Here is a 20612-nt window from a genome sequence, read left to right as displayed (position 1 = left end):
CCCGCGACGGGAGCCGTGCGGCGTGGCCGGCCGGAGGCCGGCCCGCCCCCTCGGATCGTGATGCCTCGGTGTGCTGCTCTTGATCTGGCTCTGTTCTTGCTCTGCTCGGGGTTCTCGCTCTCGGTTCTGGCGGTGTACTCGGTCGCGGTGGGGTGCTGGCTGCTGATGGTCACTGCTGGGTCCTGGTCTCGGGCTCGTCGGGGACGAGGTGCAGGCCGGTCGCGGCCTGCTGCGGGGTGTCGCGGAGCTGCTTGAGGGCGTCGCCCGCGGTGCCGCGGCTGACGTCGGCGAGGGACTGGAGTTCGCGCACCGTCGGGAGCGCGCCGTGGCGGTCGCGGTGCCGACGGGCGGCCGCGCGGGCCCGGTCGCGGGCCGGTGACCCGGCCGCCGGCGCTCCGGTGTCCGGGACGGCCCGGTGGGGACCGTCGGACGGGCGGGACACCGGCCGGGGTGCCGGGTTCCGGCTGGACGCCTCGGCGTCCGGGGCCGGGATGACCGGACCGTCGAGCACCATCCGCGGGGGACGCCCGGCGTCCAGCCGGGCCGGGCCGTCCGGCCCGGCCGGTCGGACGGTCTCCTCCGTCTGGACCGCACCCGGGGCCTCGGCCGGATGGTCGGCGGCGAGCAGGTAGAGCAGGTGCGCGACGACGGCCGCCGCGACCGCGGGCCACGCCCCGACGCCGAAGCGCAGCGCCGAGGACACCGGCAGCGCGATCCCGGCCGCGACGGCGTCGGAGGCGAGGTAGACGGCCTGGGCCAGACCCGACAGCCCGGCCGAGACGATCACGACCGACCAGGCGTAGCGGGCTGCGGACCCGCGCAGCCGGGCCGTGGCCGCGTAGGCGACCATGGCCAGGCCGTCGGTGATCAGCGGGTAGATCCAGGCGATCGCGGCGGGGACCCGGGCCGCGACGGCGACCTCGTAGAGCCCGTGGGCGGTGGCGACGGCGGCGCCGAGGGCGACGACGAGTCCGGGCAGCCAGACCGCCCCGCGCGCCCACCGGCCCGAGGACGGCGAGGTCGCGCTGCTCATCGCAGTGCACCCCCGATCGGGTTCGGCGCGACGGCCGGCGGCTCCGGCGGCGTCCCGTCCCGCTGGGCGGACCACCACCCGACGATCAGCGCGGTGTGCGCGAGACCGGGCACGGCCGCGGCGGGCGTCGGGACGTCCGACCAGCCGGGTCGGGTCTGGTGCCGCTCGACCGAGCAGGACCCGACGGACTTACGCAGCCGGGCGAGGACGCCGGGACGCTGGCGGTCGTGCCAGTCCCCGGCGGCCTGCACCGAGGCGTTCTCGCCCTGGTAGGCGGCACACCAGGCGTGCATGAGCCAGAGCAGCTCCTCGACGACGTCGGGGTGCCACAGCCAGCACTCCGGCAGCGCGGTCGCGCCGTCGGGGTAGCGCAGGAACACCGCGGCGAGCCACGCGCACAGCTCGTCGAGCAGCACGGCGACCTCATCCGCCCCGGTCGAGGCGAGCAGCCACGACGGGGCGGCCGGAACCCGCCGCCGCGCGGCGACGGTCGCCAGGGTGTTCGCGAGCTGCGCGACGACGCGGTCCAGCTCGTCGAGGCGGTCCCCGACCTGATCGAGGTCACCGAGACGACGCCGGAGCGTGTCAACCTCACGGACGAGGTCGGCGAGCACCTCCACCTCGGCGGGGCCAGGGGCGGGTGGGGTGTTCATCGCTCCCACCCCGCCCCGTCGACGTCGTCGACCGGGCCGTCGGCGGCCACAGTGTCCTGGTCGTCGAACTGCTGGGCGACGGCCTCGGCCTGGGTTGCGCGGACCAGGTCCGACACCTTCCGCATCTCCGGCTCGGTGAGCGGACGGACTCCGCCCTCGGCGGACTCGTCGGGGGTGAACCACAGCCCGCCGGCGAACGACCCGGGCCCCTCGTCGAGAACCCGCTCGCGGTCACCGCGCTCGTCCGCGACCGCGTCCCGGGCTGCGGTGGTCTCCATCTCCTCGCGCAGGGCCTGCATCGCCGGGTCGTCGTCGCTGACAAACCGGGCTCGCCGGCCGCCGTGGCCGAGCGAGAGCGGCCGGGCTGGGATGTGGTCGCGCTGGTCGTCGTGCGGGGCGGTCATCGGGTCCCCCTCCTCGTCCTCGTGCTGGTCGTCGTCCGGCTGCTCGTGCTCGCGGGCGGGGTGTCCACAGCGGGCCGCAGCTCCCGCCGCCTCGGTCGCGGCCTCGGCGGCCAGGACGCGGGCGTCGTGCGCGGCGGTGGCCTCGCGGTGCGACCGCTCCCGCCCTTCCCGAGCGACGGTCACCAGCCGGGGCTGCGGGTCACAGGCAGTGCGGTTGGTCAGCTCGTCGAGGCCGACCTGGTGGGCGCGGTAGCCCCACATCTCGGCATCCGAGTGCAGCCCTTCCAGCCGGGCCCGCTCGGTGACCGCCGAGGTCCCACGTGCCTCGCGCAGCGCGGCGATCGCAGCCGCGTCCGCGCGGGTGCGAGCGGCGGCGACCGTCTCGCCGTGGGCGAAGTCGACCCAGCCGAAGCGGGCGCGAGCGTCGTCGAGATCGAACTCGTCCAGCCGCCACCCCGAGGACGGACGACCATGCACACCGGTCGCGTCCCGCAGATAGGAGGCGACGACCTGCTCGGCATCGGCCCGCCCACCGGGCAGCTCGGCCGCGAGGCGCTCGACGGCCTCGGCCGGGGTCCACAGCTCGTAGGCGCTCATCGCTCCCACCGCCCGTCACCGGTCGGGCCGTCGGCGGGCCCGGCCGGGCCCGCCGTCCCGCCAGAGCCGTCGCCGGGCGACAGCTCGCGCAGCGCCGTCACCTCGGCGGCCTGGTCGACGTCGCCGCCGTGCCGGATGGCGCGCAGCTCGGCGAACATCCGGTTCGACGACCGCACCCGCTCCGCCGTCTCCCCGAACCGGGCAGGCCAGCGCGCGGCGAGCACGACCAGGGCGCGTTCGAGCTGGACGTCGGCCCACACCCGGACTACCTCGTTGCGGCGGTGACGGCGGGACTCCGCGGCGACCCGGCGCATCAGCCGCGCACGACGCCGAACGTCCGGGCGCTTCCACGCCATCCGCGCCCGGCCGACCACCGGGGCGATCCCCCGCCGGATCACCACCACCCGCCCCGCAGGCAGGTTCGCGATCTGCGCAGGCGCCAGCACCGGCACCTTCCGCACCGACCGGGACGCCACCCGGCCGTGCTCGTCGGTGGTAGAGACGCGCTCGTCGCGCTCTCCGGCGAGAGTGGACCAGAACTCCAGATCGGCCTTGTCCCTGGTTCCGCCGAAGATCATCACGGCGGCGGTGTTGTTCAGGATCGTCGCGGCCTTGTGCTCCCCCCAGCGGGCGAGGAGCTGGGCGCGGGACTGGAACGCGCACAGGATCGTCACGCCCCGACCGCCCATGTCCGCAGTCCAGGACTCCAGCGGGACCGGGGAGATCAGGGCGGCCTCGTCCAAGAAGAGCCCGAGGGGCGGGTCCAGGCGCCCCTTCGGCTGCCCGGCGGCGAGGCGTCGGGCTTCGCGGGCGATGTGTCCGGTCAGGGCGCAGACCAGGGGTGCGGTCTGGGCCTCCTCGGCGCCGAGGAGGAACACCGTCGCCCGCTCGGCCAGGAGCCGGGCGACGTCGAACCCCTCCCCCGGCTCCGCGGCCGCGGCGGCGGCCGGGTGGGTGAGCCACCCGAGGGCGGGCATCACCGAGGAGGTGATCGAGGAGCGGGTGCGTTCGTTGGTGGTGATGAACTGCATCGCGTCCTGCTCGAACGCCGTCACCCCCGACCGCCGCAACAGGGCCGGTACCTCGCGGCCGGCGGCGTCGGGGTCGGCGACCCACCCGAGGACGTCAGCCATCCGCCGGTCGCCGAGTGCGGCGGCGTGCAGCAGGGCGGCGAGGACGCGGCGAGCCTGACCGTCCCAGAACTCCCGATCCCCGCCCGACCCGCTGGCGACGGCGGCGAGCATGTCCGTCGCCCGCTCCGTCGCGGTCACCGGATCCGTGCAGCCGGTCAGCGGGTCGAACGTGATCGTCGAGGTCCGGTCGCCGAGCCCGGCCGGGTTGAACACGAACACCTCACCCCGGGACTGGCGGCGCAACGGTGCACACAGGTCCAGCAGGTCCGTGCGAGTCGAGGTCACCAGAGCGGCGCCGGGGGCGTCGAGGACGCGCCCGGCGAGCCAGCCGGTCTTGCCGGTGCGGGGGCCGCCGACGACGATCACCACGTCCTCGACCAACGCCCACACCCGCAACGCACCGGTGCGGCACAGCTCGACCGCCGCCTCGGTGGTCGAGAGCCGGGCCCGCTGCCAGCGCGGCAGCCCGGCCAGCGAGGGGCGGACGGTGCCGGTGCGGCGCCGGACCGCGAGGGTCCCGGCGTGCCGGACGATGTCCAGGCTGGACGCGACCCCAACCTTGCGTCGGGAGCGCGACGCCCACCGCGAGACGGTGGCCGAGGAGCGGGTCCAGCGGTGCCACACCATCACCACAGCCAGCCCGGCCACCGCAACGAGGGCGGGCCACGAGAGGGCGGTGACGATCGTCGCCGCGGGGAGCAGCGCGACCGCGCCGAGGCCGGCGGCCAGTCCGCGGGCCCCGCGAGACCACGCCAGCAGGGCGCCCCCGGCGAGCACGGCCAGGACCAGAGTGGTGGAGCTGAACAGGATGCCCATCAGTCGTCCCATCCCGTCCGCTGCTCCCACGCGGCGATATCCGCGCAGTGGCGGGCGCAGCCCTCGCCGTGCCCGTGCTCGACGTCGGTCGGGTGCGACCCGTACGGCCCGGTGTCGGTGACCCGCGCCCCGCAGGACGTGCAGCGCCACAACATCGGCTCCCACCGGGTCTCGGACCGGCCGGCGCGCTCGGCGGTGTGCTCGAACGCCAGGACCTCGGGCTCGTCGAGGCCCTCGAACCCGAGCACCGACCCGATCGTCGCCCACGACCAACCGGCGCCGCGGGCGGCCAGGGCGTACTCGCGCTCCTGCCCGGCGGCGACGCGGCGGACCAGCACCGCCGCACGCAGCCCCTCGACCGGGTCCGCGAGCACCAGCCGGGTCGTGGTCGTGTCGCCGATCGGCTCGCGGACCTCGCGGGTGCCGAACCACTCGACCGCCAGCGACCGGATCAGTTCCCGGACCCGCCACACCCGCCGCTCCTGCGCGGTCGGCTCCCCGAACACCCCCATCACCGGCCACCCCCGACCGGGAGGGCCCGGTCGGTGCGCGGCGACGGGCCGGGCACGACGGCCGGGAGAACGGTGCGACCGGCCTGTCGGGGCGTGGTTCGGCGGGCGCGGTGGCGCTCGTCCTCGGTCAGCCCACCAGCGATCCCGTGCGGCTGCTGGGCCACCGCCCAGATCCGGCACGCCTCCAGGACCGGGCACACCCGGCACACCGCGAGCGCCCGCCGCTCCGCCGCGACGAGGGTGGCGCCGGTGACGGCGGTCGGGAAGAACAAGTCGGGATCGACGTCGCGGCAGGCCGCGCGGGACCGCCAGTCCAGCTCCTCGCCCACCCCGGACATCGGGTCTACGGTGAACATCTCTCCTACCTCCTGTTGGTTGGCGAGAGCGGCCCGGCGGTGCGCTTCCGCCAAGAACCCGTCGCCGGGCCGTCCCATCTCGTGGTTCTGCTTGCTCACGGCTGCCCCCGCTCCGGAGCCCGGACCGGGGCCTCGAACAACCCGGGCAACCCGTCCTCGACCCGCCGTCGCTCTTCCCGATCCGCCGCGCTGTCGCGGCCGGTGCGGGCCCCGGGGATCACGTCGGCCAGGTGCGCCAGCCGGACCGGCAGCGGCCGGTTGTCCAGCAGGCACACCGCGACCTGACGCGACGGGCACTCCTGGCGACGCAGCACCGGCCACCCGCACCCCGGGCACCGCCCCGCACCCGGCACGTAGTGCTCGACCACCACCTGCAGGCGGTCCGTCCGACCGGTCGGACGCAGCAACCGCGGGTCCAGGTCCTCGAGCTGCGCGACCCGCTCCGGGACCGTCCACTCCGGCGACGGGCGGGCGCTCACGCCAACCACCCGCGGCCCTCGTCGACCAGCAGTTCGGCCCCGGCGTCGGTGAGGCCGTAGCGCAGCGACGCCGCCTCGACCGGCTCCGGCACCCGACCGAACCCATCCGGGCACAGCACCGACCCGTCGAGGTGCGAGAACTCCGGGCAGCGGCCGGCACGGGCGGGCCACCCCGACGGCGGGGCGTCCACGACGGGGCCGGCGCAGCCCGGGCACACCAGCTCGGTCACGTCGACCAGGTCGACGGGGTCGTCGCCCAGGTCCACGACAGGCGGGCCGGGCAGGAAGATCGCGGTCATGCTGGCCTCCAAGAAGAGTGGGGAGGGTCGGCCGGTCCGGCCTCCCGGTGGCGGCGTCCCGTCCGCCACCGCGCCGTCAGGCGCGCACGGCCTCCGAGGCTCGGACTCAAGGGCCGGCCGAAGGTCGGTCGCGCAGCGACGCGTAGCGCCAGCGGAGCGCCCTTGAATCTGAGTGAGGCCGGGCCAAACTCGGGCCGGACGGCCCTCCGCCCCGCCGCAGGCGGGTCCACCCGATGTCTCGGCCCGCCCGGCCGTGAGGGCGAGGTCTCCCCCACCGGGACCGGCGGCCGCGGTCACGACCCCGCCCCAGCGGTCCCGGCGCCGTTCAGCGCGGGCGTCGCCGCCCGGTCGAAGGCCGAGATGAACGTGCTGATCGCCTCCGGCAGCCCGGCACCGACGGGCGTGGCGATGAACAGCACCAGCGCGATCAGCGAGAACGCCACCGCGCCCATCGCGACCCGCGCCTTCGCGCAGATGAACGCCCCCAGCACCGCACCGAGGATGAGCACACCGACGCTGCCCATCAGGACGCGCTCCCCCGAGTCGCGGGGACCCACGCGGCGACATCGACGACGGCCTGCCGGCTGACGGCGGCGCTCACCATCTCGTCGAGAACCCGTGCCGGGATGATCAGTCGGCCGCGGACTCGGAGCGCGGGGAATTCACCATCGCGAATTGCGCGGTACAGCGTGACGGGCGAGGTTCCGATCAACTTCGCGGCGTCGGGAACGCTGTAGAAGGTCGGGCCGACTGCCGCGGCGGCGTCGATACCCTCCCTGGTAGACGGACTGTTCATTGGGCTTCTCCTCTCGAACTACTGCTCCCTGTCGGGCAGTGGAGATAGCCTGAGTCCTGTTCTGACGTAGAACCCGGAAGGAAATTCCGGGGTATGTCCGGATCAGTCGGGGAGGGTGGTTGCCATGCGCGGAATGACGACGGCGATGACCATCGGCGAGCGGATCGCCTTCTACCGGCGGCGGCGTGGGCTCTCGCAGCTCGTGCTCGCCGGTCTCATCGGTCGGACCGAGGACTGGCTCAGCAAGGTCGAGAACGGGCGGATCGACCTCGATCGGCTGTCGGTCATCCGGCGGATCGCCGAAGCTCTCGACGTCGCGATCGGCGACCTGGTCGGTGAGCCGACCCTCCTGGAGTGGACGGCGGACAGCGGGGTTCAGACCGTCCCCGCTCTCCGCTCCGCCCTGATGGATTACCGGCAGATCACTCCGCTACTCGCGGGCCCGGCAGGTCCGGGCGAGGCAGCCGACCTCGACTCGCTGGAGGCGGACGTCTCGGCGATCTTCGACGCGTACCAGGCGAGCCGCTACGGCTACGTCACCGGCCGGACTCCCCTGGTCCTCAGCGACGCGCTGACCGCTGTACGCAACGCGGAGCAGGCAGACCGCCGCAGGGCGCTCGCTCTGCTGGCGCTCACCTATCAGGTCGCGGTGTCGGTCCTGACGAAGCTGGGAGAGACCGACCTGGCGTGGATCGCGTCCGAACGCGGTCTGGCCGCAGCACAGGAGTCGGAGAGCCCCGTCGTACTCGGCTCGCTCTTCCGGTCCGTCGCGTACGCCCTCCACTCGACCGGGAGGTTCGCGGCGGGCGTCGACCTCGTACGGACCGCCGTGGGGGTCCTCGAAACGCATCTGAGCAGCCGCACCGACGAGTCCTTCCTCTCGGTCTACGGCACGCTGTTCCTGACCGGGGCCGTCGCTGCGGCGAGGGCCGACGATCGAGCCTCGGTGAACGCCTTCCTCCGCGAAGCTGAGGACAGCGCGCACCGGGTCGGGCACGACACGAACGCGATGTGGACGGCGTTCGGGCCCACGAACGTCGCGCTCCACCGCATGACGACAGCGCTGGAGCTCGGCGACGTCCAGGTGGCGGTCGACCTCGCACCCTCGATCGACGTCTCGGGTCTTCCTCCGGAGCGTCAAGTGCGACACGCCATCGAGACGGCTCGCGCCTACGCGGCCCGGAATCGCCGCGAGGACGCGCTGGCGGTGCTGCTCCAGGCCGAACGGATCGCGCCCGAGCAGATCCGCCACCACGCCCTCAGCCGCCAGCTCGTCCTTGGCTGGGTGAAGAGCAACCGGGCGCACCGGGACCCGGCACTTGACGACCTGGCCGGCCGTCTACGCCTCGTCTGACCGGCTCAGTCCGCAGGAGCCCGGCGGATGGTGAGCTATGCAGTCATGTCCTGGTAGCGCTGGAACAAGGCCGACAGCCGGTCCCCGTCGGTGGCGAACCGCCTTCCGGCGGCAACACCGTTCTCGACCGCACGGTCGAGGTCGCGGTGGGCACGCACAAGGCTGGGTGGCATGGCGATGGGGTCGTACAGCTCGGCCAGGGTCGCCCCCGGGTGGTCTGCTCGGGCGTCGAGCACACCGCGGGCAGCTTTGGTGATCTTGCTTCGGCTGGGTCCGTCGGGATCGGGAGTGGGGAAGGTGCACCAGGCGAGGTCCGGCGCCATCGAGTAGTCGCTCTTGATCTTTCCCGCGACGGTGCCGACCCAGAGGGTGTAGCAGCGGGAAGACAGCACTCCGAACAGCCACAGATCAGCGCCGGGCCAGCAGATCAGTTTGTTCCCGGCGATGGTGTCGGGACCGTAGAGCATCGCGGGGATGTAGCGGCGGTTGCCGCTACTGGCCTCGGGCATAGCCACGTAGTCACCGACCGGCTGACGGACTTGGGTGAACAGCGATGGGGTGTCGGCCCGGTCGCGCACGCTCGCTGTGGGGGACTTGAGCCGGGCGTCTCGGACCCCCTGCAGGCGGGTTTTCAGGACCGTCGATCCACGCAGGTCGGCCGGAGTCGCCTCGGTCAGCCAGAGACACCAGCGGTCCTTGCCGTGCAGCATCTCGCGGCTCTGCCGGTAGGGCCGGAGGTACTTCGCGGCGATGGGGTCAGCGAGGATCTCGGCATGGTCCTCGGGGCCGACGATCAGATTCCCGCCATCGGTGGGCTGGCTTCCCTTCGACGCCTCCGGGAGAGCTGCGATCAGCGGCCGGTCGCGCTTGGGGGGCACGATCTCCGGCGCGTCGGCGAGATAGATGTTGATCGTCTTCGCCTTGTGCTCGATCGGTTCACCCTTGATGTCGGGGTAGTCGAACAGTCGGCACTCGCCTCGTTGTCCGGCGGAGAAGCCGATGATGACGACGTGGACGTGCGCTGCGCCGCGCGCCTCGCTGGTCCAGTCGAACGTCCGGTGCGCGAAGTCGATGTGGATCCCGTGTGCGCGCATCAACGGGCCGAGGGTGCGCGCCTGCTCTCCTTGGGTGATCGAGTTCGTGGACACGAAGGCGACCTGCGGGCTGGGCGATGCATCGAGGTAGGTGACCGCCTTCGCATACCAGGCGGCGACGTAGTCGAGACGCCCCGTTCGCGTGCCGGGGTACCGCAGCGCGGCGAACGCTGATGTCCGGTCCTGCTGCTGGGACGCGCTCATCCAAGCCATCCCCACGAACGGCGGGTTCCCCAGCACGTAGCTGCAGTCAGCGGCCGGGATTACGTCCTCCCAGTCCGTCGAGACGGCGTTGCCGTGGTGGATGACGGCCGTGTCTCCGATGGGAAATCGGGCGTAGTAGATCCCGAGCGCCGAAGACAGGTCACGGTTGGCGAGGTGATCGGTGAGGTGCATCGCGGTCTCCGCGATCCGGCAGGGGAACTCTTCAACCTCGATGCCGTAGAACTGCCCGACGCCGACCTTGCTTTCCAGGGTGACGTCCACCGCGAGCTGTCCGGCGCCTGCCGCGCTGCGGCCTCTGCGGGCGCCACCGCCGCGGTTCGCCGCGATCCGTGCCTCGGTCTCGCGCAGCTTGATCAGACACTGGGTTTCCAGCCGCCGGATCTCCCGGTAGGCGATCACGAGGAAGTTTCCGCACCCGCACGCAGGGTCGAAGAACGTCAGCTCTGCAAGCCGGTCGCGGAACGCGCGCAGCTTGGGGACCGAGTCGGCTCGGTCGAGTTCCTGTTCGAGTCCGTCGAGGAACAACGGCCTGATGGTGCGCAGGATGTTGACCTCGGAGGTGTAATGCGCGCCGAGGACCCGGCGCTCAGCAGGCGCCATGACGTGCTGGAACATCGATCCGAAGATGGCCGGCGAGATGACCGACCAGTTGAAGCGTGAGCAGCGCAGCAACGCGTCGCGCATCGCGGCGTCGCAGTCGCTGATCCGCAGGGTCTCCTCGAACAGACCGCCGTTGATGTAGGTGAAGTCGCGCAGTTCGTCGGGAAGGTGCGGACTGCGCTGGGCCGGTGCCGTGTCGAGGACCTGGAAGAGCTGGGCCAGCTGGGGCCCGAGGTCGCTGCCGTCGGGACGGGTGCGCAGGCGCAGGAAGTCCTCGAACAGGCCCATCGGCCAGACCCCGGCGTCGTCGGCGAACAGACAGAACAGGACACGGGTCAGCAGCACCCGGCGGTGGTGGTCGGGGTACCCCATCTCTCGCAGGGCGTCGTGGAACCCCGCGAGCAGCTCGGTCGCCGCCAGGTTGACGTCTTCGTCGCTGTCGTAGCGGCGGCGATCCCGGCCGTCGAGCAGTCCGAAGACCTCCAGCTTGTTCGGCAACTCCGAGAGCGGGAACCGCTCGTCGGTGCCGGTATCGAGGTCGTGGACGACGAACTCAGAGAAGTCGCACGCCACCAGAACCGGGGGGACGTCCTCGGCCGCCATCCCGGGCAGGTAGTCCTTCGCCTGCTCCATCGCCTGGTCCAGGTCCTTGCCAGCGGCCTTGTGTTCGACGAGGAGACGGCCCGGCCAGAACACGTCGATGAAGCCGTGACGCCCCGTCGAGTAACGCTGAGCGACCGGCTCGAACCGCGCCACCTGCCGTCGCTCGACGCCGAACACGGCGAGGAACTCGTTCCAGAACGTGTCCTTCTCCGCGCGCTCACGCCGTTCCCCCGCCCAGGCCTCCGCGAAGCGGCGGGCATGGGCCCGATTCTCTTCGTAGCGAGGAGGGACCGCGGGGGTGCTCACCGGTCCATCCTGGCAGGTGTCTCGTTCACAGCGGTGTACCGACAGCACGAAGCGCGTCCGACGAGGCCGCGGGGCAGGCACCCTCAGAGGAGGATCCCGGACGGCCAGCACCCGCCCGATCCGACGGGGACTCCGACGACCACGCGTCGATTGGCGAGGAAGCCGCCGCGCACGGTCCCCGCGGCGCGGTCCGCACCTTCCGGAACAAGCCGCCGCTGCTGAGCCGGCGCCGAGCACGGCCAGCGACCGCGGTCGTAAGCTCGCAACGTGTCCGACCCGAGCGAAACGTTCGCCACTCCCCGCGTCGCGGCAGGAGCGCTGTTCCTCGACGAGACCGGCCGCATCCTTCTCGTCCACCCCACCTACAAGGACACCTGGGACATCCCCGGCGGGTACGTCGAGCGCGGCGAGTCCCCCGCCGCTGCATGCCGCCGCGAGATCGCCGAGGAACTCGGTCTGGATCGGGAGCCTGTGGCGCTGCTCTCGGTCGACTGGGCGCCGAGCGACAGGGAGGGCGACAAGCTCCTCTTCGTCTTCGACTGCGGCCAACTCGGCGACGACGCTGAGCGCATCAGGCTCGCCGACGACGAGCTGGACCGTTGGGAGTGGGTCGCGGTCGCAGATCTGGAGTCGTTCGTCATCCCTCGACTCGCCCGCCGGCTTCGCACCACAGCTCAAGACGGCCCGCGATACCTGGAGCACGGTGAGGCCGTGGTGCAGGTCGGCCGGTAGATCTTGCGTGGAGCCATCTATGGCGCGAACTGCAGAAGCTCAAGCACCGTGGAGCCTCCTTCGGAGCCGCAGACGATAGAGAAGCACCTGGTAGATCACGAGAGAACCGACCGCGGCAAGACTTCTAATCTCTAGGTCGCAGGTTCGAGTCCTGCCGGGGGCACATACGACCAGGTCAGCTGGTCAGGCGGGTGATCGGTCCATGATCGACCTACCGAGTACCTACCGTTTACCGGGCGAGCCGAAGCCGTCCAGAGCGGCGGACACAGCGGCTCCGGCCACCCGCCGGGACATGTAGACGTCCTGCGTCATGGACACATTCTCGTGGCCCAGGTAGTCCGCGATGTCCCGGGCCGAGAGCCCGACCGCGTCGAGCCGGGTCGCGACCAGCCGGCGGAACGCGTGCGGGTGCAGGCCCTCCCACTCGGTACCGGCGAGGACCTGGCGCAACTGCTTGCGCGTGTTGTCCGGGTCCCGAAGGGTGCCCGCCGTCGAGGGGAACACCCACGGCCCGTGCGACTCCTCGTGTCGTCGGCGCAGGGTCTCCATCAGCCAGGCCGGCGGCTGGATCGTCCGCATGCTCGCGCGGGACTTGGTGTGCGGCTGCACCACGAGCCCCTCCCCCGGCACACGGATCACCGTGCCCTCGATCGCGAGGGTGTTGGCGACGTCGTCGACACGCGGCCAGTCCAGCGCCAGCAGCTCCCCGATGCGGCAGCCGAGCCCGGACAGCACGGTCACCATGTCGACGAGGTCGTGCTTCCGCGCGTCGTCGGAGCTGCCCAGGAACGCGGCCAGCCGGGTCATGCCGTCCTCGGTGAGAGCGACCTTCTCCGCCGTCGACTTCCGGCGAGCCGGTGTCAGCTCGCGGACCGGGTTCGAGTCGATCGCGTCGTGGCGGACGGCCAGACTCGCGATGCCGGACAGCACCACCTTGGCGTGGTGGGCCGATCCGCTCCCCTGCCGGGCTCGCACCTCACGGATGACCCGGTCGACGCTCGACACCCGCAGGTCGCTCAACCGCAGCTCACCCACCGCCGGTTCGAGGGATCGCCGCCAGGCATCGCGGTAACTGATCTTCGTCCGCAACGCCCGATCCGAGTCGTCGAGGTCGCGAAGCCACATCTCCGCGACGACCCGGACGCGCGTGTCCCCGGTGATCTCGCCGTCCAGAGCGAAGCGGCTCCGGTCCCGCAGTGCCTCCTTGAGCTTCTTCACCGACGCGGGCCCGGTCGCGGCGTACCGCTGCACGCGGCGGGTGATGCCGTCGTAGTCGCGGTAGTTGGCCCAGGACCGGAACCGGCCGGGCCCGAGCCTGGTCGTCAGGATCTTCCCGTAGGTGCCGATCGGCAGTGGTGGACGAGCCATCACGCAGCCCCGTCCTCCAGTTCGGCGAACCACCGCCGCACCGCCTCCGCCTCGTACCGCAGGTACCGGCCGACCTTCTTGGCCTTCGGGCCGTAGCCCTTGCACCGCCAGTCGTAGAGGGTCGCCACCGGGACGCCCAGGTAGTCGGCGACGTCCTGCACCGACCACAGCCGCTGCTTGATCTCCATGCTCCTCACCTCCGTTGTCATCCGGTCGTCGACAGCTCCTCGCGCGCTGCACGCCTCCTGGCCCGCGCCTGAGCCGCAGCGGTGTTCGCCAGCAGAGCGTCGGCGGTGGTGTGCCAGCCGATCCCGGCGAAGTGCAGCGCCGAGATGACCACCTCGGTGGTGTCCTCCCCGTCGTCCAGACGCTCGACCTCATCGGCCGCCGGGCGGGGGTTGGCGTGGTCGCGCTGCCAGTCCCGACGTGCCTGCCGCAACGCGGTCAACGTCGTCGAGTACCGGCGGGAGCGGGTGGAGAAGTGCCCGGCGAATCCGAGCATGTGCGCCCACCGCCACAGCCGCCCCCAGGACGTCGACCAGTCCTCGGAGTCCCAGCCGCCCGGACGCTGCCCGAGCCGCCAGCAGGCGTCGATTTGACGCCCGGAGTGCGTGGCGTGGTCGGTGTAGGAGCGCACCATGTCCGGCCGCAGCCGCGTCGACAGGTGCCCGGCAGTCTCGGTCGCCTTCGTCGCGTACTTCGCCAGGTACGCCGCGACGGCGGTCGTCGTGATCTCGGCGGCGTCGTCGAGATCGCGGGCGGCGAGCCGGACCGGGCGCGGGTCGACCTGCTCACCCCACGCGATCAGCCAGCCCTCAGGTCGGTAGGGGTGCGGGGCGGTGGTGAACGCGGTCTCGGTGACCGCGGAACGGAGCAGCAGGGCGACCTGGGCGGCGGAGATCCCGGGCGGCGGCGACAGGGTCAGGTGCGACAGGGCCGCGTCGGGATCGCGGCCGTCGAGGCGGACCAAGGCGTGCAGGTGCACGGCGCCGCGGGCCTGGAACTCCGCGACCTTGGTGTACGAAAGCCGCAGCTTGGCGCCGGTGAGCTTCTCGAGCTGCCGCAGGTTGCGGGTCGCGGCGATCATCGTGCGGCGCCACAGCTCCCCGACGTGCAGGTTCCACACCGCCTGGTGCGGATGGTCGTAGCAGTCCAGACACAGCGGCCGGCCCACTCGCGGGTCGTCGGCGGCGTGGCGCTCCCAGCAGGCGTGCCCGGTCCCGTGCTCACAGCTCGTCTCGTCGCGACGGGGGCGGCACGGAAGAGGCCGGCCTTTCCGGTCGATGCGGTGGGCGTGGACCGAGCCGAACGAGGGCGCGGTGACGGTCAGGAACACGCACGGGTGCCCCGCGACGGAGGCGGGGGTGCCCTTGCCGCCGACGAGTCCGGCGGTGACGAGCTGGAAGGTGTCGGCCCGGTAGGTCTCGGCACACGACGGGCACACGGACGCGCGGCGGTTGCCGCAAGCGGTGTAGATCAGCCCGTCGGGCATCTCGGCGGTGTGCCGCTCGCCAGTGATGCGGCCGGTGGCTTCCTCGACCCGGAACACGGTCCCAGACAGTCGGATCGGGTGGGCGCATCCGGCGGCGGGGGTGACGTGGCGCAGCCAGCCCGTGAAGTCCTCGCGTCGTCCGGCAGCAGCAACGAGGTCGGCGGCGGGGGTCTGTCCGGCCAGGCGCGTGAGCCGTCGGGCCGCAAGGCTGTCGACGGTCGCCGAGTGCTGGCCGGTGCTCATCACGCCACCCGAGCCGCAGCGGTGCGGGCGTACTCGCGGGCGGTGCAGGCCCAGTCGGCGGCAGCGCGCTGGGCAGCAGCCTCAGCGTCGGACACAGCCGCGACGTAGACGAGCGGGATCGTGTGGTCGGCGATGGCGCTGCGGGCGAGCACAGACCACCAGCGGGCGTCGCGGGCGTGCAGCGCGGCGAGGGCGTCGGCCCACTCGGTCGAGGTGAGGGCTCCGCGGTCGTAGCGGGCGCTGACCCGACGGCGGGCAGCCGCGCACCGGCGCAGCCCGCCGTGGACCAGCTCGGCGGTCGTCGGGCGGGCGGTCATGCCGCACCACCGGTGGTGTCGTCGAGGTCCTGGTCGTGGGCGATCCCGGCGGCGAGCCGTCGCATGGAGGCGCGGTCGGCCAGGGCGTACACCTGCTCGTCGGACAGGTGCGCAGCCTTGATCCGGCGCGGGACACCGCCCTCGGCAAGCAGGAACCCGATGCCCTTCGTCTCCGGGGCGACGCTCGCGGCGGAGTGGCCGCGGGAGGCCCAGCCGTGGCCGAGCACGATGTCCGACGAGGCGTCGGTGGTGCAGCGGAACGCCCACCGGTACCCGAACAGATCCCGCAGCGAGGTGGGGATGATGTCCGACGACGGGCGCTGCGTCGCGGCGACGACGATGATCCCGGCCGCCCGGCCCCGGGCCACGAGATCGCGGACCAGGACCGAGAACGCCTCCTGCTCGCGCTTGGTCCCGACGGTCGCGGAGAAGTAGGCCAGCTCGTCGAGGACGACCACGATCGGCGGGACACCGTCGGCGGGGGCGATCTTGCGGCGACGCTCGTCGTCGAGGACGGCATAGCGCTGATCCATCTCCGACTGCAGGTCCAGCAGCGCCGCGATGGCGTCATCGAGGCTGTTGGCGACGAACCGGTCCGCGCAGGACCGCCAGAGGCCGAGTTCGACGATCTTGCCGTCGAACAACCACAACCGGCAGTCGGTCGCGAGGGCGGCGTGGGCGACGATGTTGTTGAGCCCCACCGACTTGCCCGCGCCGGGCTCACCGGCCAGGAGCATGTTGCGGTAGATCAGCGGGACCCGCACAGGACGCCCGTCCTCGGCGACACCGAGGTGGATCGGCTCCCAGATCGACGGCCCGGCGTCGGTACGGCGCTCGCGGCGGTGGGCGCGGTACTCGTCGGCCCACCGGCGCAGGACCAGCAGCGGGCGCACGAGCCGATCCGGTGCGTCCTGGTCAGCGGCGATCAAGGGCAGTGGCTGTGTGGGCGGGTGCTCAGACATAGTCCGACCAGTCCCCACCCCGACTGTTGTCGGACGGCCCGTCGAACGCGGGCTGTGGGGCGGCGGGCAGCGCCGGGCGGGACGGCTCGCGGCGCGGGGCCGGAACGTCGGAGTCGGGGCCGTCGTTGGTGGGCCAGCCCGGGTCGTGGATGTCGCCGGAGGCGTAGCGGAACAGGTCCGAGCGAATCAGGTTCGGCGCCAGCGGGTCCCGGCGGATGATCTCGACCCGCACCACGGTCGTGAATCGCGGCCACACCACCACCCGCGCCTCACGGGCGAAGCACGCAGACGCCAGCTCCTCAGCCTGGTCCGCGACGGCGTGCGGGGCGATCCCAGCCCGCAGCACCACCCACACGACCTCACCGACCCGCGTCGGACGAGCCCACGCCGTCAACGGGCACGCCCGCGAGCGGGAGTTCAGGACCCGGCACTCGACCAGGACCTGACGGACCCGATGGCGGGTGAGCACGGCCTGCGCGCGGTGGAACAGGAACCGCCGCGTCCACGGCAGCCCCGCCAGCACCAGCCCGACCGCGACGAACAGCGCGACCCGCGTCGCGGTGTCGAAGCCGGTGCCCGGGACGGCGACGAATCGGCCGGCCTCGTCGCGGACGTGGTCCGGGCCCAGCGCCACCCACGCCCACACCCCGACGGCGAGGACGAACAGCTCCGCGCGCAGCCGCAGCAGCAGGGCGGCGACGCGGACGGCGGGGTTGGCGGGCGGAGCGGAGATGATCTCGAAGGAATCCACACGGGACTTCCCGACACCGAAGGTGCGGGCAGGAGCGGCGTTGCGAGCCATGACAGGGCCTTCCGGACGCGGGGCGGGCGACGAGGCGGGGAGCGGCGAGGTGCCGGGGTGCGGGGCGGGACTCCGGGGAAGTCAGCCCCGACCCGCACCACCGACCAGACAGGCGGTCAGGACGCCTTGGACGCCTGCGCGGGCTCGATCCGATCGGCCTTGAACGCCACCCCGGCCCGCTGACCCTGCTGCCACGGAATCGCGATCAACCCCACCGGACGCACCTCCGCGCCCTGCTCCACCTGAGGAGCACCCGGGGTCGTGATGGTCAGGATCTCCGCGCCCTCGGCGTCGACCTTCACCAGCTGCGTGGTGAACAGCGGCGTCCCGGTCTGCCGGTCGGTCCGCTGACGGCCGTCCATGTCGTTCTTCGGACGCGGAGTCGCGCCCACGGTGTAACGGGTACCGGTGGTGTCGACCTTGATCGTTGCCATGACCGTCCTCCAGGGACTGAATCGGGATGGCCCTCGTAGCGGGGCAGGTCCAAGACTCCGGAAATCACCGGGACGGCCCGACCACACAGAGGGACATCTCAGGACGTCTCAGCTAGACTCAAGACGTCCCAGCTCGTGTTCGTGGAGAGGTGCGGCGATGGCGAACGAGCGACTGCGCGACGCGCTGATGGGCGCCGGCCTCACGCCCGCGACGGCGGCCGAGCAGATCGGCGTCGACGCCAAGACCGTCGAACGGTGGGCCACCCAGGGCCGCACCCCGTACGCCCGACACCGGGCCGCGCTGTCCGCGCTGGTCGGGCAGAGCGAGTCCTACCTGTGGCCCGCAGCGGTACCGCCCGAGCGTCAGGCGAAGATCGCGGCCTCGGAGATCGTCGCCGCCTACCCGCACCGCGGCGCGGTCCCTGCCGAGCTGTGGGACGAGCTGCTCGCCTCGGCGACCGACCGGATCGACATCCTGGTCCACGCCGGCCAGTTCCTCATCGAGCGCCCGGACTTCATCCGCACCGTGGCCGAGAAGGCCGGCGCCGGAGTGACCGTGCGGATCAACTTCGGCGACCCCGACAGCGACGCCGTCGAGCTGCGCAGCCAGGAAGAACGCCTCGGGACCGGGACGCTCGCCGCGCGGATCCGCTACGGGCTCGCCGCGTACCGGCCGCTACTGGACACCCCGGGCATCGAGTTCAGGTTCCACACAACCACGCTCTACAACTCGATCTTCCGGTTCGACGACCAGGCCATCATCAACACCCACGTCTACGGCGTGCCCGGTGCCCACGCCCCCGCGCTGCATCTGCGCAAGCTCGGCGCCGGGGACCTGTTCGACACCTATGCGCGTAGTTTCGTCGACGTGTGGAGCACCTCGACCCCAGCGCGTTGGTGACCGGCGCGTGGCCCGGACCGACCACTTCCACGACCCCGACGCCCCGAAGGCGACCAGCATCGTCATCGCCGTGAGCGCGTTCGTCACCGACGAGCGCGACCGGCTGCTGATGATCCGCCGCACCGACAACAACCTCTACGCGCTCCCCGGCGGCCGCCACGAGCTCGGCGAGACCATGACCGAGACCGCGGTCCGCGAGACCGACGAAGAGACCGGCATCCACATCGAGGTCACCAGCCTGGTCGGCATCTACAGCAACCCCGACCACGTCATGGCCTACACCGATGGCGAAGTCCGACAGGAGTTCTCCATCTGCTTCAGGGCTCGGCCGGTGGGCGGCGAACCGAGGACGAGTGACGAGTCCTCAGAAGTGCTGTGGGTCGAGCGGGTTGAGCTGGACGGCATCGATGTGCACCCGTCGATCCGGTTGCGGATCGAGCACGGGTTCAGCCAGCGGGACCCGTACTACACCTGATCGGCCAGGCCTGCGGACGAGAGCCATGCCTCTGCGCGATTTACGGCGCCCCGCCGAGCAGCCATGCTGCCGTCGAGGGCGCGAATCACGTAGTGCTCAGCGGGGTAACGCTCCCGCACCTCGGCTATGCGGTCGTCGAACGAGACACGCTCGCCGTCCGGACTCGTGGTCATGTCGAGGTACCAAAGTAGATCACGCACCAGACCCTGCGGATCCTCGAACGCACGCAGCTCGTCGAGCAGGCCCAGAACGTCGGCCTCGTGAGCCGCAGCGGAGTGGAACGCAACCAGCCCACATATGAGGTCGTCAGCGCCCCATTCGCGCAGCGCACGAGCACCATCGAGGGGGTGGAACCGTGTCGCAGCGAGATCGGGCGCGTAGCCGACGTCGTGAAGCCAGCAAGCGGCGACGAGGACTGGGCCGCCGACAAGATGCGGGCCGACAACCTCTGCCCGGGAGGCGACCCCTTGCACATGGCTCCAGCGGCGTGGCAACGCGATCGCGAGAAGGCGCTCCGCCAAAGCGGGAGCTTCTCTGTGATAAGAGATGATCCACCTCAATCGCTCAGATCTACCCTTCCGCGAACATCTTACCCGGCGGCGCCCCCCTGGTTAAGTTTTGTTTCGCCAGCTCCACCGTTGCTCTCGCGATCGCGAACGTTGCAAACCGTGCGGTATAGGCGCCACCCCAGTTTCATTTGTTAGCGCACCTGGAGGAAACAGAATCTTGTCGGGATCAGACAGTGCGCCACCATAACTAAAAACTCTCCAACCACGCTCTCGAACGAACGTCAACGTTATGAAGCGCGCATCCTCAATTACGACGGATCCGAAGGCAACCTGGAGATTCTCATGGTCCGGAGTGACGAACTTGACATAGGCCACGTGAGGTGCGCGGTAATGGACGAACAATGCTAGTCCATAACGATTGAGTTCTTCGGCGATAGCGTCGAGCTCCTCTTCCGGAGTCGACTTCCAGGCGGCCGCCTCGGGGGCTAGGAAGCTATCGACGACAGCCCGCTCGCGCGGGTTGCTTGTCATGGCTTGAACGAATGCCAGCGTGATTGCCATTGGGTTCATAGGGTTTACACGCCCGATCTGTGCGTGCGCAGCCGCTTCATCACTTGAGTCAAAGAGCTTAGACTTCTCGTTCGTAATTTCCGAGAGAGTCCCATCGAACTTCCGATGCCATCGCAGCCCGTTCGGGTCGGTGAATTGGACCTCAAGCATCGGTGATTGCGTATCGTCATGGGCTAGTAACGGTATCGTAAGGTCCCACTGCAATTCTCGCTGCGGAGGGAGGGACAGTGGAGCCGGGATTGATAACGGACCCAAGCTGCGCGTTGGCCACCCGACGCCCACTGACGCGCTTACATTCGATACCGGCTCCGCGCCGCTATTGAATAGGTGTGCGGTCGCGTACCGTATGTACACGGCCCCCTCTTTGTCGGGTAAATACTTCTCTTCTATCCAGCCGGATATGCACACGGCGGCCTCTCGGCGCTTCTCAGCAGCTTGGCTCGCCTTAACTTCTTCGGTTTCCTTTCTTGCCCTGCGTGCGCGTACTGTTTCAACAATCGCAACAGTCACGGCCACGGCCACGGCCAGCAGCGTTCCAATGGACGAG

The 20612-nt window shown here is 71.3% G+C and carries 23 protein-coding genes and 1 pseudogene; 4 read left to right on the top strand and 20 right to left on the bottom strand.

The features are described 5' to 3' along the window. Nucleotides 1-169: 169 nt before the first annotated feature. The 10 genes and pseudogenes from ND486_RS25615 to ND486_RS25570 all read right to left on the bottom strand — a co-directional run bounded on the left by ND486_RS25615 (nt 170) and on the right by ND486_RS25570 (nt 7078). Nucleotides 170-1033 (bottom strand): hypothetical protein, encoded by an 864-nt coding sequence (locus ND486_RS25615; protein ID WP_251786940.1) that lies wholly within the window; start codon nt 1031-1033, stop codon nt 170-172. Then, entirely contained in the window at nt 1030-1686 is a 657-nt protein-coding gene (locus ND486_RS25610; RefSeq protein WP_251786925.1) for a hypothetical protein, read from the bottom strand. The genes ND486_RS25615 and ND486_RS25610 overlap by 4 nt, the downstream gene beginning before the upstream one ends. Continuing rightward, nucleotides 1683-2687, bottom strand: a complete 1005-nt coding sequence (locus ND486_RS25605) for a hypothetical protein (protein WP_251786924.1) — start codon at nt 2685-2687, stop codon at nt 1683-1685. The genes ND486_RS25610 and ND486_RS25605 overlap by 4 nt, the downstream gene beginning before the upstream one ends. Further along, the gene (locus ND486_RS25600) at nt 2684-4648 is read right to left on the bottom strand and encodes a type IV secretory system conjugative DNA transfer family protein (RefSeq protein ID WP_251786923.1); all 1965 of its coding nucleotides are present in this window, start codon (nt 4646-4648) and stop codon (nt 2684-2686) included. Before ND486_RS25600 ends, ND486_RS25605 begins: the two co-directional genes overlap by 4 nt. Further along, nucleotides 4636-5148: a hypothetical protein gene (locus ND486_RS25595; protein ID WP_251786922.1), complete on the bottom strand. Its 513-nt coding sequence runs from the start codon at nt 5146-5148 to the stop codon at nt 4636-4638. The genes ND486_RS25600 and ND486_RS25595 overlap by 13 nt, the downstream gene beginning before the upstream one ends. A 74-nt stretch (nt 5149-5222) precedes the next feature. Next, nucleotides 5223-5465 (bottom strand): annotated as a pseudogene (locus ND486_RS29405) (WhiB family transcriptional regulator); the annotation flags it as partial. A 134-nt stretch (nt 5466-5599) separates the two neighbouring features. Next, a complete protein-coding gene (locus ND486_RS25585; protein ID WP_251786921.1) occupies nt 5600-5983 on the bottom strand; it encodes a hypothetical protein in 384 nt (127 codons plus the stop codon). Beyond that, on the bottom strand, nt 5980-6282 hold the full coding sequence (locus tag ND486_RS25580; protein WP_251786920.1) for a hypothetical protein: 303 nt from the start codon (nt 6280-6282) through the stop codon (nt 5980-5982). The genes ND486_RS25585 and ND486_RS25580 overlap by 4 nt, the downstream gene beginning before the upstream one ends. A gap of 293 nt (nt 6283-6575) precedes the next feature. Next, nucleotides 6576-6806, bottom strand: coding sequence for a hypothetical protein (locus tag ND486_RS25575; protein WP_251786919.1), 231 nt, complete (start codon nt 6804-6806; stop codon nt 6576-6578). Beyond that, a complete protein-coding gene (locus ND486_RS25570) occupies nt 6806-7078 on the bottom strand; it encodes a helix-turn-helix domain-containing protein (RefSeq protein WP_251786918.1) in 273 nt (90 codons plus the stop codon). Before ND486_RS25570 ends, ND486_RS25575 begins: the two co-directional genes overlap by 1 nt. A gap of 133 nt (nt 7079-7211) precedes the next feature. On the opposite strand from ND486_RS25570, the gene ND486_RS25565 reads away from it, so the two are divergent. After that, nucleotides 7212-8432: a helix-turn-helix domain-containing protein gene (locus ND486_RS25565; protein ID WP_251786917.1), complete on the top strand. Its 1221-nt coding sequence runs from the start codon at nt 7212-7214 to the stop codon at nt 8430-8432. 35 nt (nt 8433-8467) lie between these two features. Here ND486_RS25565 and ND486_RS25560 read toward each other — a convergent pair whose 3' ends face one another. Next, nucleotides 8468-11260, bottom strand: a complete 2793-nt coding sequence (locus ND486_RS25560) for a DNA methyltransferase (protein ID WP_251786916.1) — start codon at nt 11258-11260, stop codon at nt 8468-8470. Nucleotides 11261-11527: 267 nt separating this feature from the next. On the opposite strand from ND486_RS25560, the gene ND486_RS25555 reads away from it, so the two are divergent. Further along, nucleotides 11528-11992 carry an NUDIX hydrolase gene (locus ND486_RS25555; RefSeq protein ID WP_251786915.1) on the top strand — a complete coding sequence of 155 codons (465 nt, stop codon included), beginning with the start codon at nt 11528-11530 and terminating at the stop codon, nt 11990-11992. Between the two features lie 222 nt (nt 11993-12214). On the opposite strand, the gene xerC is transcribed toward ND486_RS25555, so the two are convergent. The 7 genes from xerC to ND486_RS25520 form a co-directional block, all read right to left on the bottom strand. After that, a complete protein-coding gene (gene xerC / locus ND486_RS25550; RefSeq protein ID WP_251786914.1) occupies nt 12215-13360 on the bottom strand; it encodes a tyrosine recombinase XerC in 1146 nt (381 codons plus the stop codon). Continuing rightward, entirely contained in the window at nt 13360-13548 is a 189-nt protein-coding gene (locus ND486_RS25545) for an AlpA family transcriptional regulator (protein WP_251786913.1), read from the bottom strand. The genes xerC and ND486_RS25545 overlap by 1 nt, the downstream gene beginning before the upstream one ends. A gap of 17 nt (nt 13549-13565) precedes the next feature. Next, nucleotides 13566-15095, bottom strand: coding sequence for a replication initiator (locus ND486_RS25540; protein WP_251786912.1), 1530 nt, complete (start codon nt 15093-15095; stop codon nt 13566-13568). Further along, a complete protein-coding gene (locus tag ND486_RS25535; RefSeq protein ID WP_251786911.1) occupies nt 15095-15412 on the bottom strand; it encodes a hypothetical protein in 318 nt (105 codons plus the stop codon). The genes ND486_RS25540 and ND486_RS25535 overlap by 1 nt, the downstream gene beginning before the upstream one ends. Further along, nucleotides 15409-16341, bottom strand: coding sequence for an FtsK/SpoIIIE domain-containing protein (locus tag ND486_RS25530; RefSeq protein WP_308215883.1), 933 nt, complete (start codon nt 16339-16341; stop codon nt 15409-15411). Before ND486_RS25530 ends, ND486_RS25535 begins: the two co-directional genes overlap by 4 nt. Before the next feature lie 25 nt (nt 16342-16366). Further along, entirely contained in the window at nt 16367-17125 is a 759-nt protein-coding gene (locus ND486_RS25525) for a hypothetical protein (RefSeq protein ID WP_251786910.1), read from the bottom strand. Between the two features lie 167 nt (nt 17126-17292). Continuing rightward, a complete protein-coding gene (locus tag ND486_RS25520) occupies nt 17293-17610 on the bottom strand; it encodes a hypothetical protein (RefSeq protein ID WP_251786909.1) in 318 nt (105 codons plus the stop codon). 157 nt (nt 17611-17767) lie between these two features. Between ND486_RS25520 and ND486_RS25515 the strand changes: the two genes are divergently transcribed. Then, nucleotides 17768-18511 carry an XRE family transcriptional regulator gene (locus tag ND486_RS25515; RefSeq protein ID WP_251786908.1) on the top strand — a complete coding sequence of 248 codons (744 nt, stop codon included), beginning with the start codon at nt 17768-17770 and terminating at the stop codon, nt 18509-18511. A gap of 7 nt (nt 18512-18518) precedes the next feature. After that, nucleotides 18519-18986 (top strand): NUDIX domain-containing protein, encoded by a 468-nt coding sequence (locus tag ND486_RS25510; RefSeq protein WP_251786907.1) that lies wholly within the window; start codon nt 18519-18521, stop codon nt 18984-18986. On the opposite strand, the gene ND486_RS25505 is transcribed toward ND486_RS25510, so the two are convergent. Next, a complete protein-coding gene (locus tag ND486_RS25505) occupies nt 18977-19507 on the bottom strand; it encodes a phosphohydrolase (RefSeq protein ID WP_251786906.1) in 531 nt (176 codons plus the stop codon). The two genes, ND486_RS25510 and ND486_RS25505, sit on opposite strands and share 10 nt — an antisense overlap. Nucleotides 19508-19597: 90 nt before the next feature. Continuing rightward, entirely contained in the window at nt 19598-20587 is a 990-nt protein-coding gene (locus tag ND486_RS25500) for a hypothetical protein (protein ID WP_251786905.1), read from the bottom strand. Nucleotides 20588-20612 lie beyond the last annotated feature (25 nt).

The organism is Pseudonocardia sp. DR1-2, from assembly GCF_023717215.1.
Classification (GTDB): domain Bacteria; phylum Actinomycetota; class Actinomycetes; order Mycobacteriales; family Pseudonocardiaceae; genus Pseudonocardia; species Pseudonocardia alni.
This window is presented reverse-complemented; position numbering and strand designations above follow the sequence as displayed.

Coding starts and splice junctions, on each gene's coding strand:
- ND486_RS25615 (WP_251786940.1), bottom strand. CDS start 1,033: ATGAGCAGCGCGACCTCGCCGTCCTCGGGCCGGTGGGCGCGCGGGGCG.
- ND486_RS25610 (WP_251786925.1), bottom strand. CDS start 1,686: ATGAACACCCCACCCGCCCCTGGCCCCGCCGAGGTGGAGGTGCTCGCC.
- ND486_RS25605 (WP_251786924.1), bottom strand. CDS start 2,687: ATGAGCGCCTACGAGCTGTGGACCCCGGCCGAGGCCGTCGAGCGCCTC.
- ND486_RS25600 (WP_251786923.1), bottom strand. CDS start 4,648: ATGGGACGACTGATGGGCATCCTGTTCAGCTCCACCACTCTGGTCCTG.
- ND486_RS25595 (WP_251786922.1), bottom strand. CDS start 5,148: ATGGGGGTGTTCGGGGAGCCGACCGCGCAGGAGCGGCGGGTGTGGCGG.
- ND486_RS25580 (WP_251786920.1), bottom strand. CDS start 6,282: ATGACCGCGATCTTCCTGCCCGGCCCGCCTGTCGTGGACCTGGGCGAC.
- ND486_RS25575 (WP_251786919.1), bottom strand. CDS start 6,806: ATGGGCAGCGTCGGTGTGCTCATCCTCGGTGCGGTGCTGGGGGCGTTC.
- ND486_RS25570 (WP_251786918.1), bottom strand. CDS start 7,078: ATGAACAGTCCGTCTACCAGGGAGGGTATCGACGCCGCCGCGGCAGTC.
- ND486_RS25565 (WP_251786917.1), top strand. CDS start 7,212: ATGACGACGGCGATGACCATCGGCGAGCGGATCGCCTTCTACCGGCGG.
- xerC (WP_251786914.1), bottom strand. CDS start 13,360: ATGGCTCGTCCACCACTGCCGATCGGCACCTACGGGAAGATCCTGACG.
- ND486_RS25545 (WP_251786913.1), bottom strand. CDS start 13,548: ATGGAGATCAAGCAGCGGCTGTGGTCGGTGCAGGACGTCGCCGACTAC.
- ND486_RS25540 (WP_251786912.1), bottom strand. CDS start 15,095: ATGAGCACCGGCCAGCACTCGGCGACCGTCGACAGCCTTGCGGCCCGA.
- ND486_RS25535 (WP_251786911.1), bottom strand. CDS start 15,412: ATGACCGCCCGCCCGACGACCGCCGAGCTGGTCCACGGCGGGCTGCGC.
- ND486_RS25520 (WP_251786909.1), bottom strand. CDS start 17,610: ATGGCAACGATCAAGGTCGACACCACCGGTACCCGTTACACCGTGGGC.
- ND486_RS25515 (WP_251786908.1), top strand. CDS start 17,768: ATGGCGAACGAGCGACTGCGCGACGCGCTGATGGGCGCCGGCCTCACG.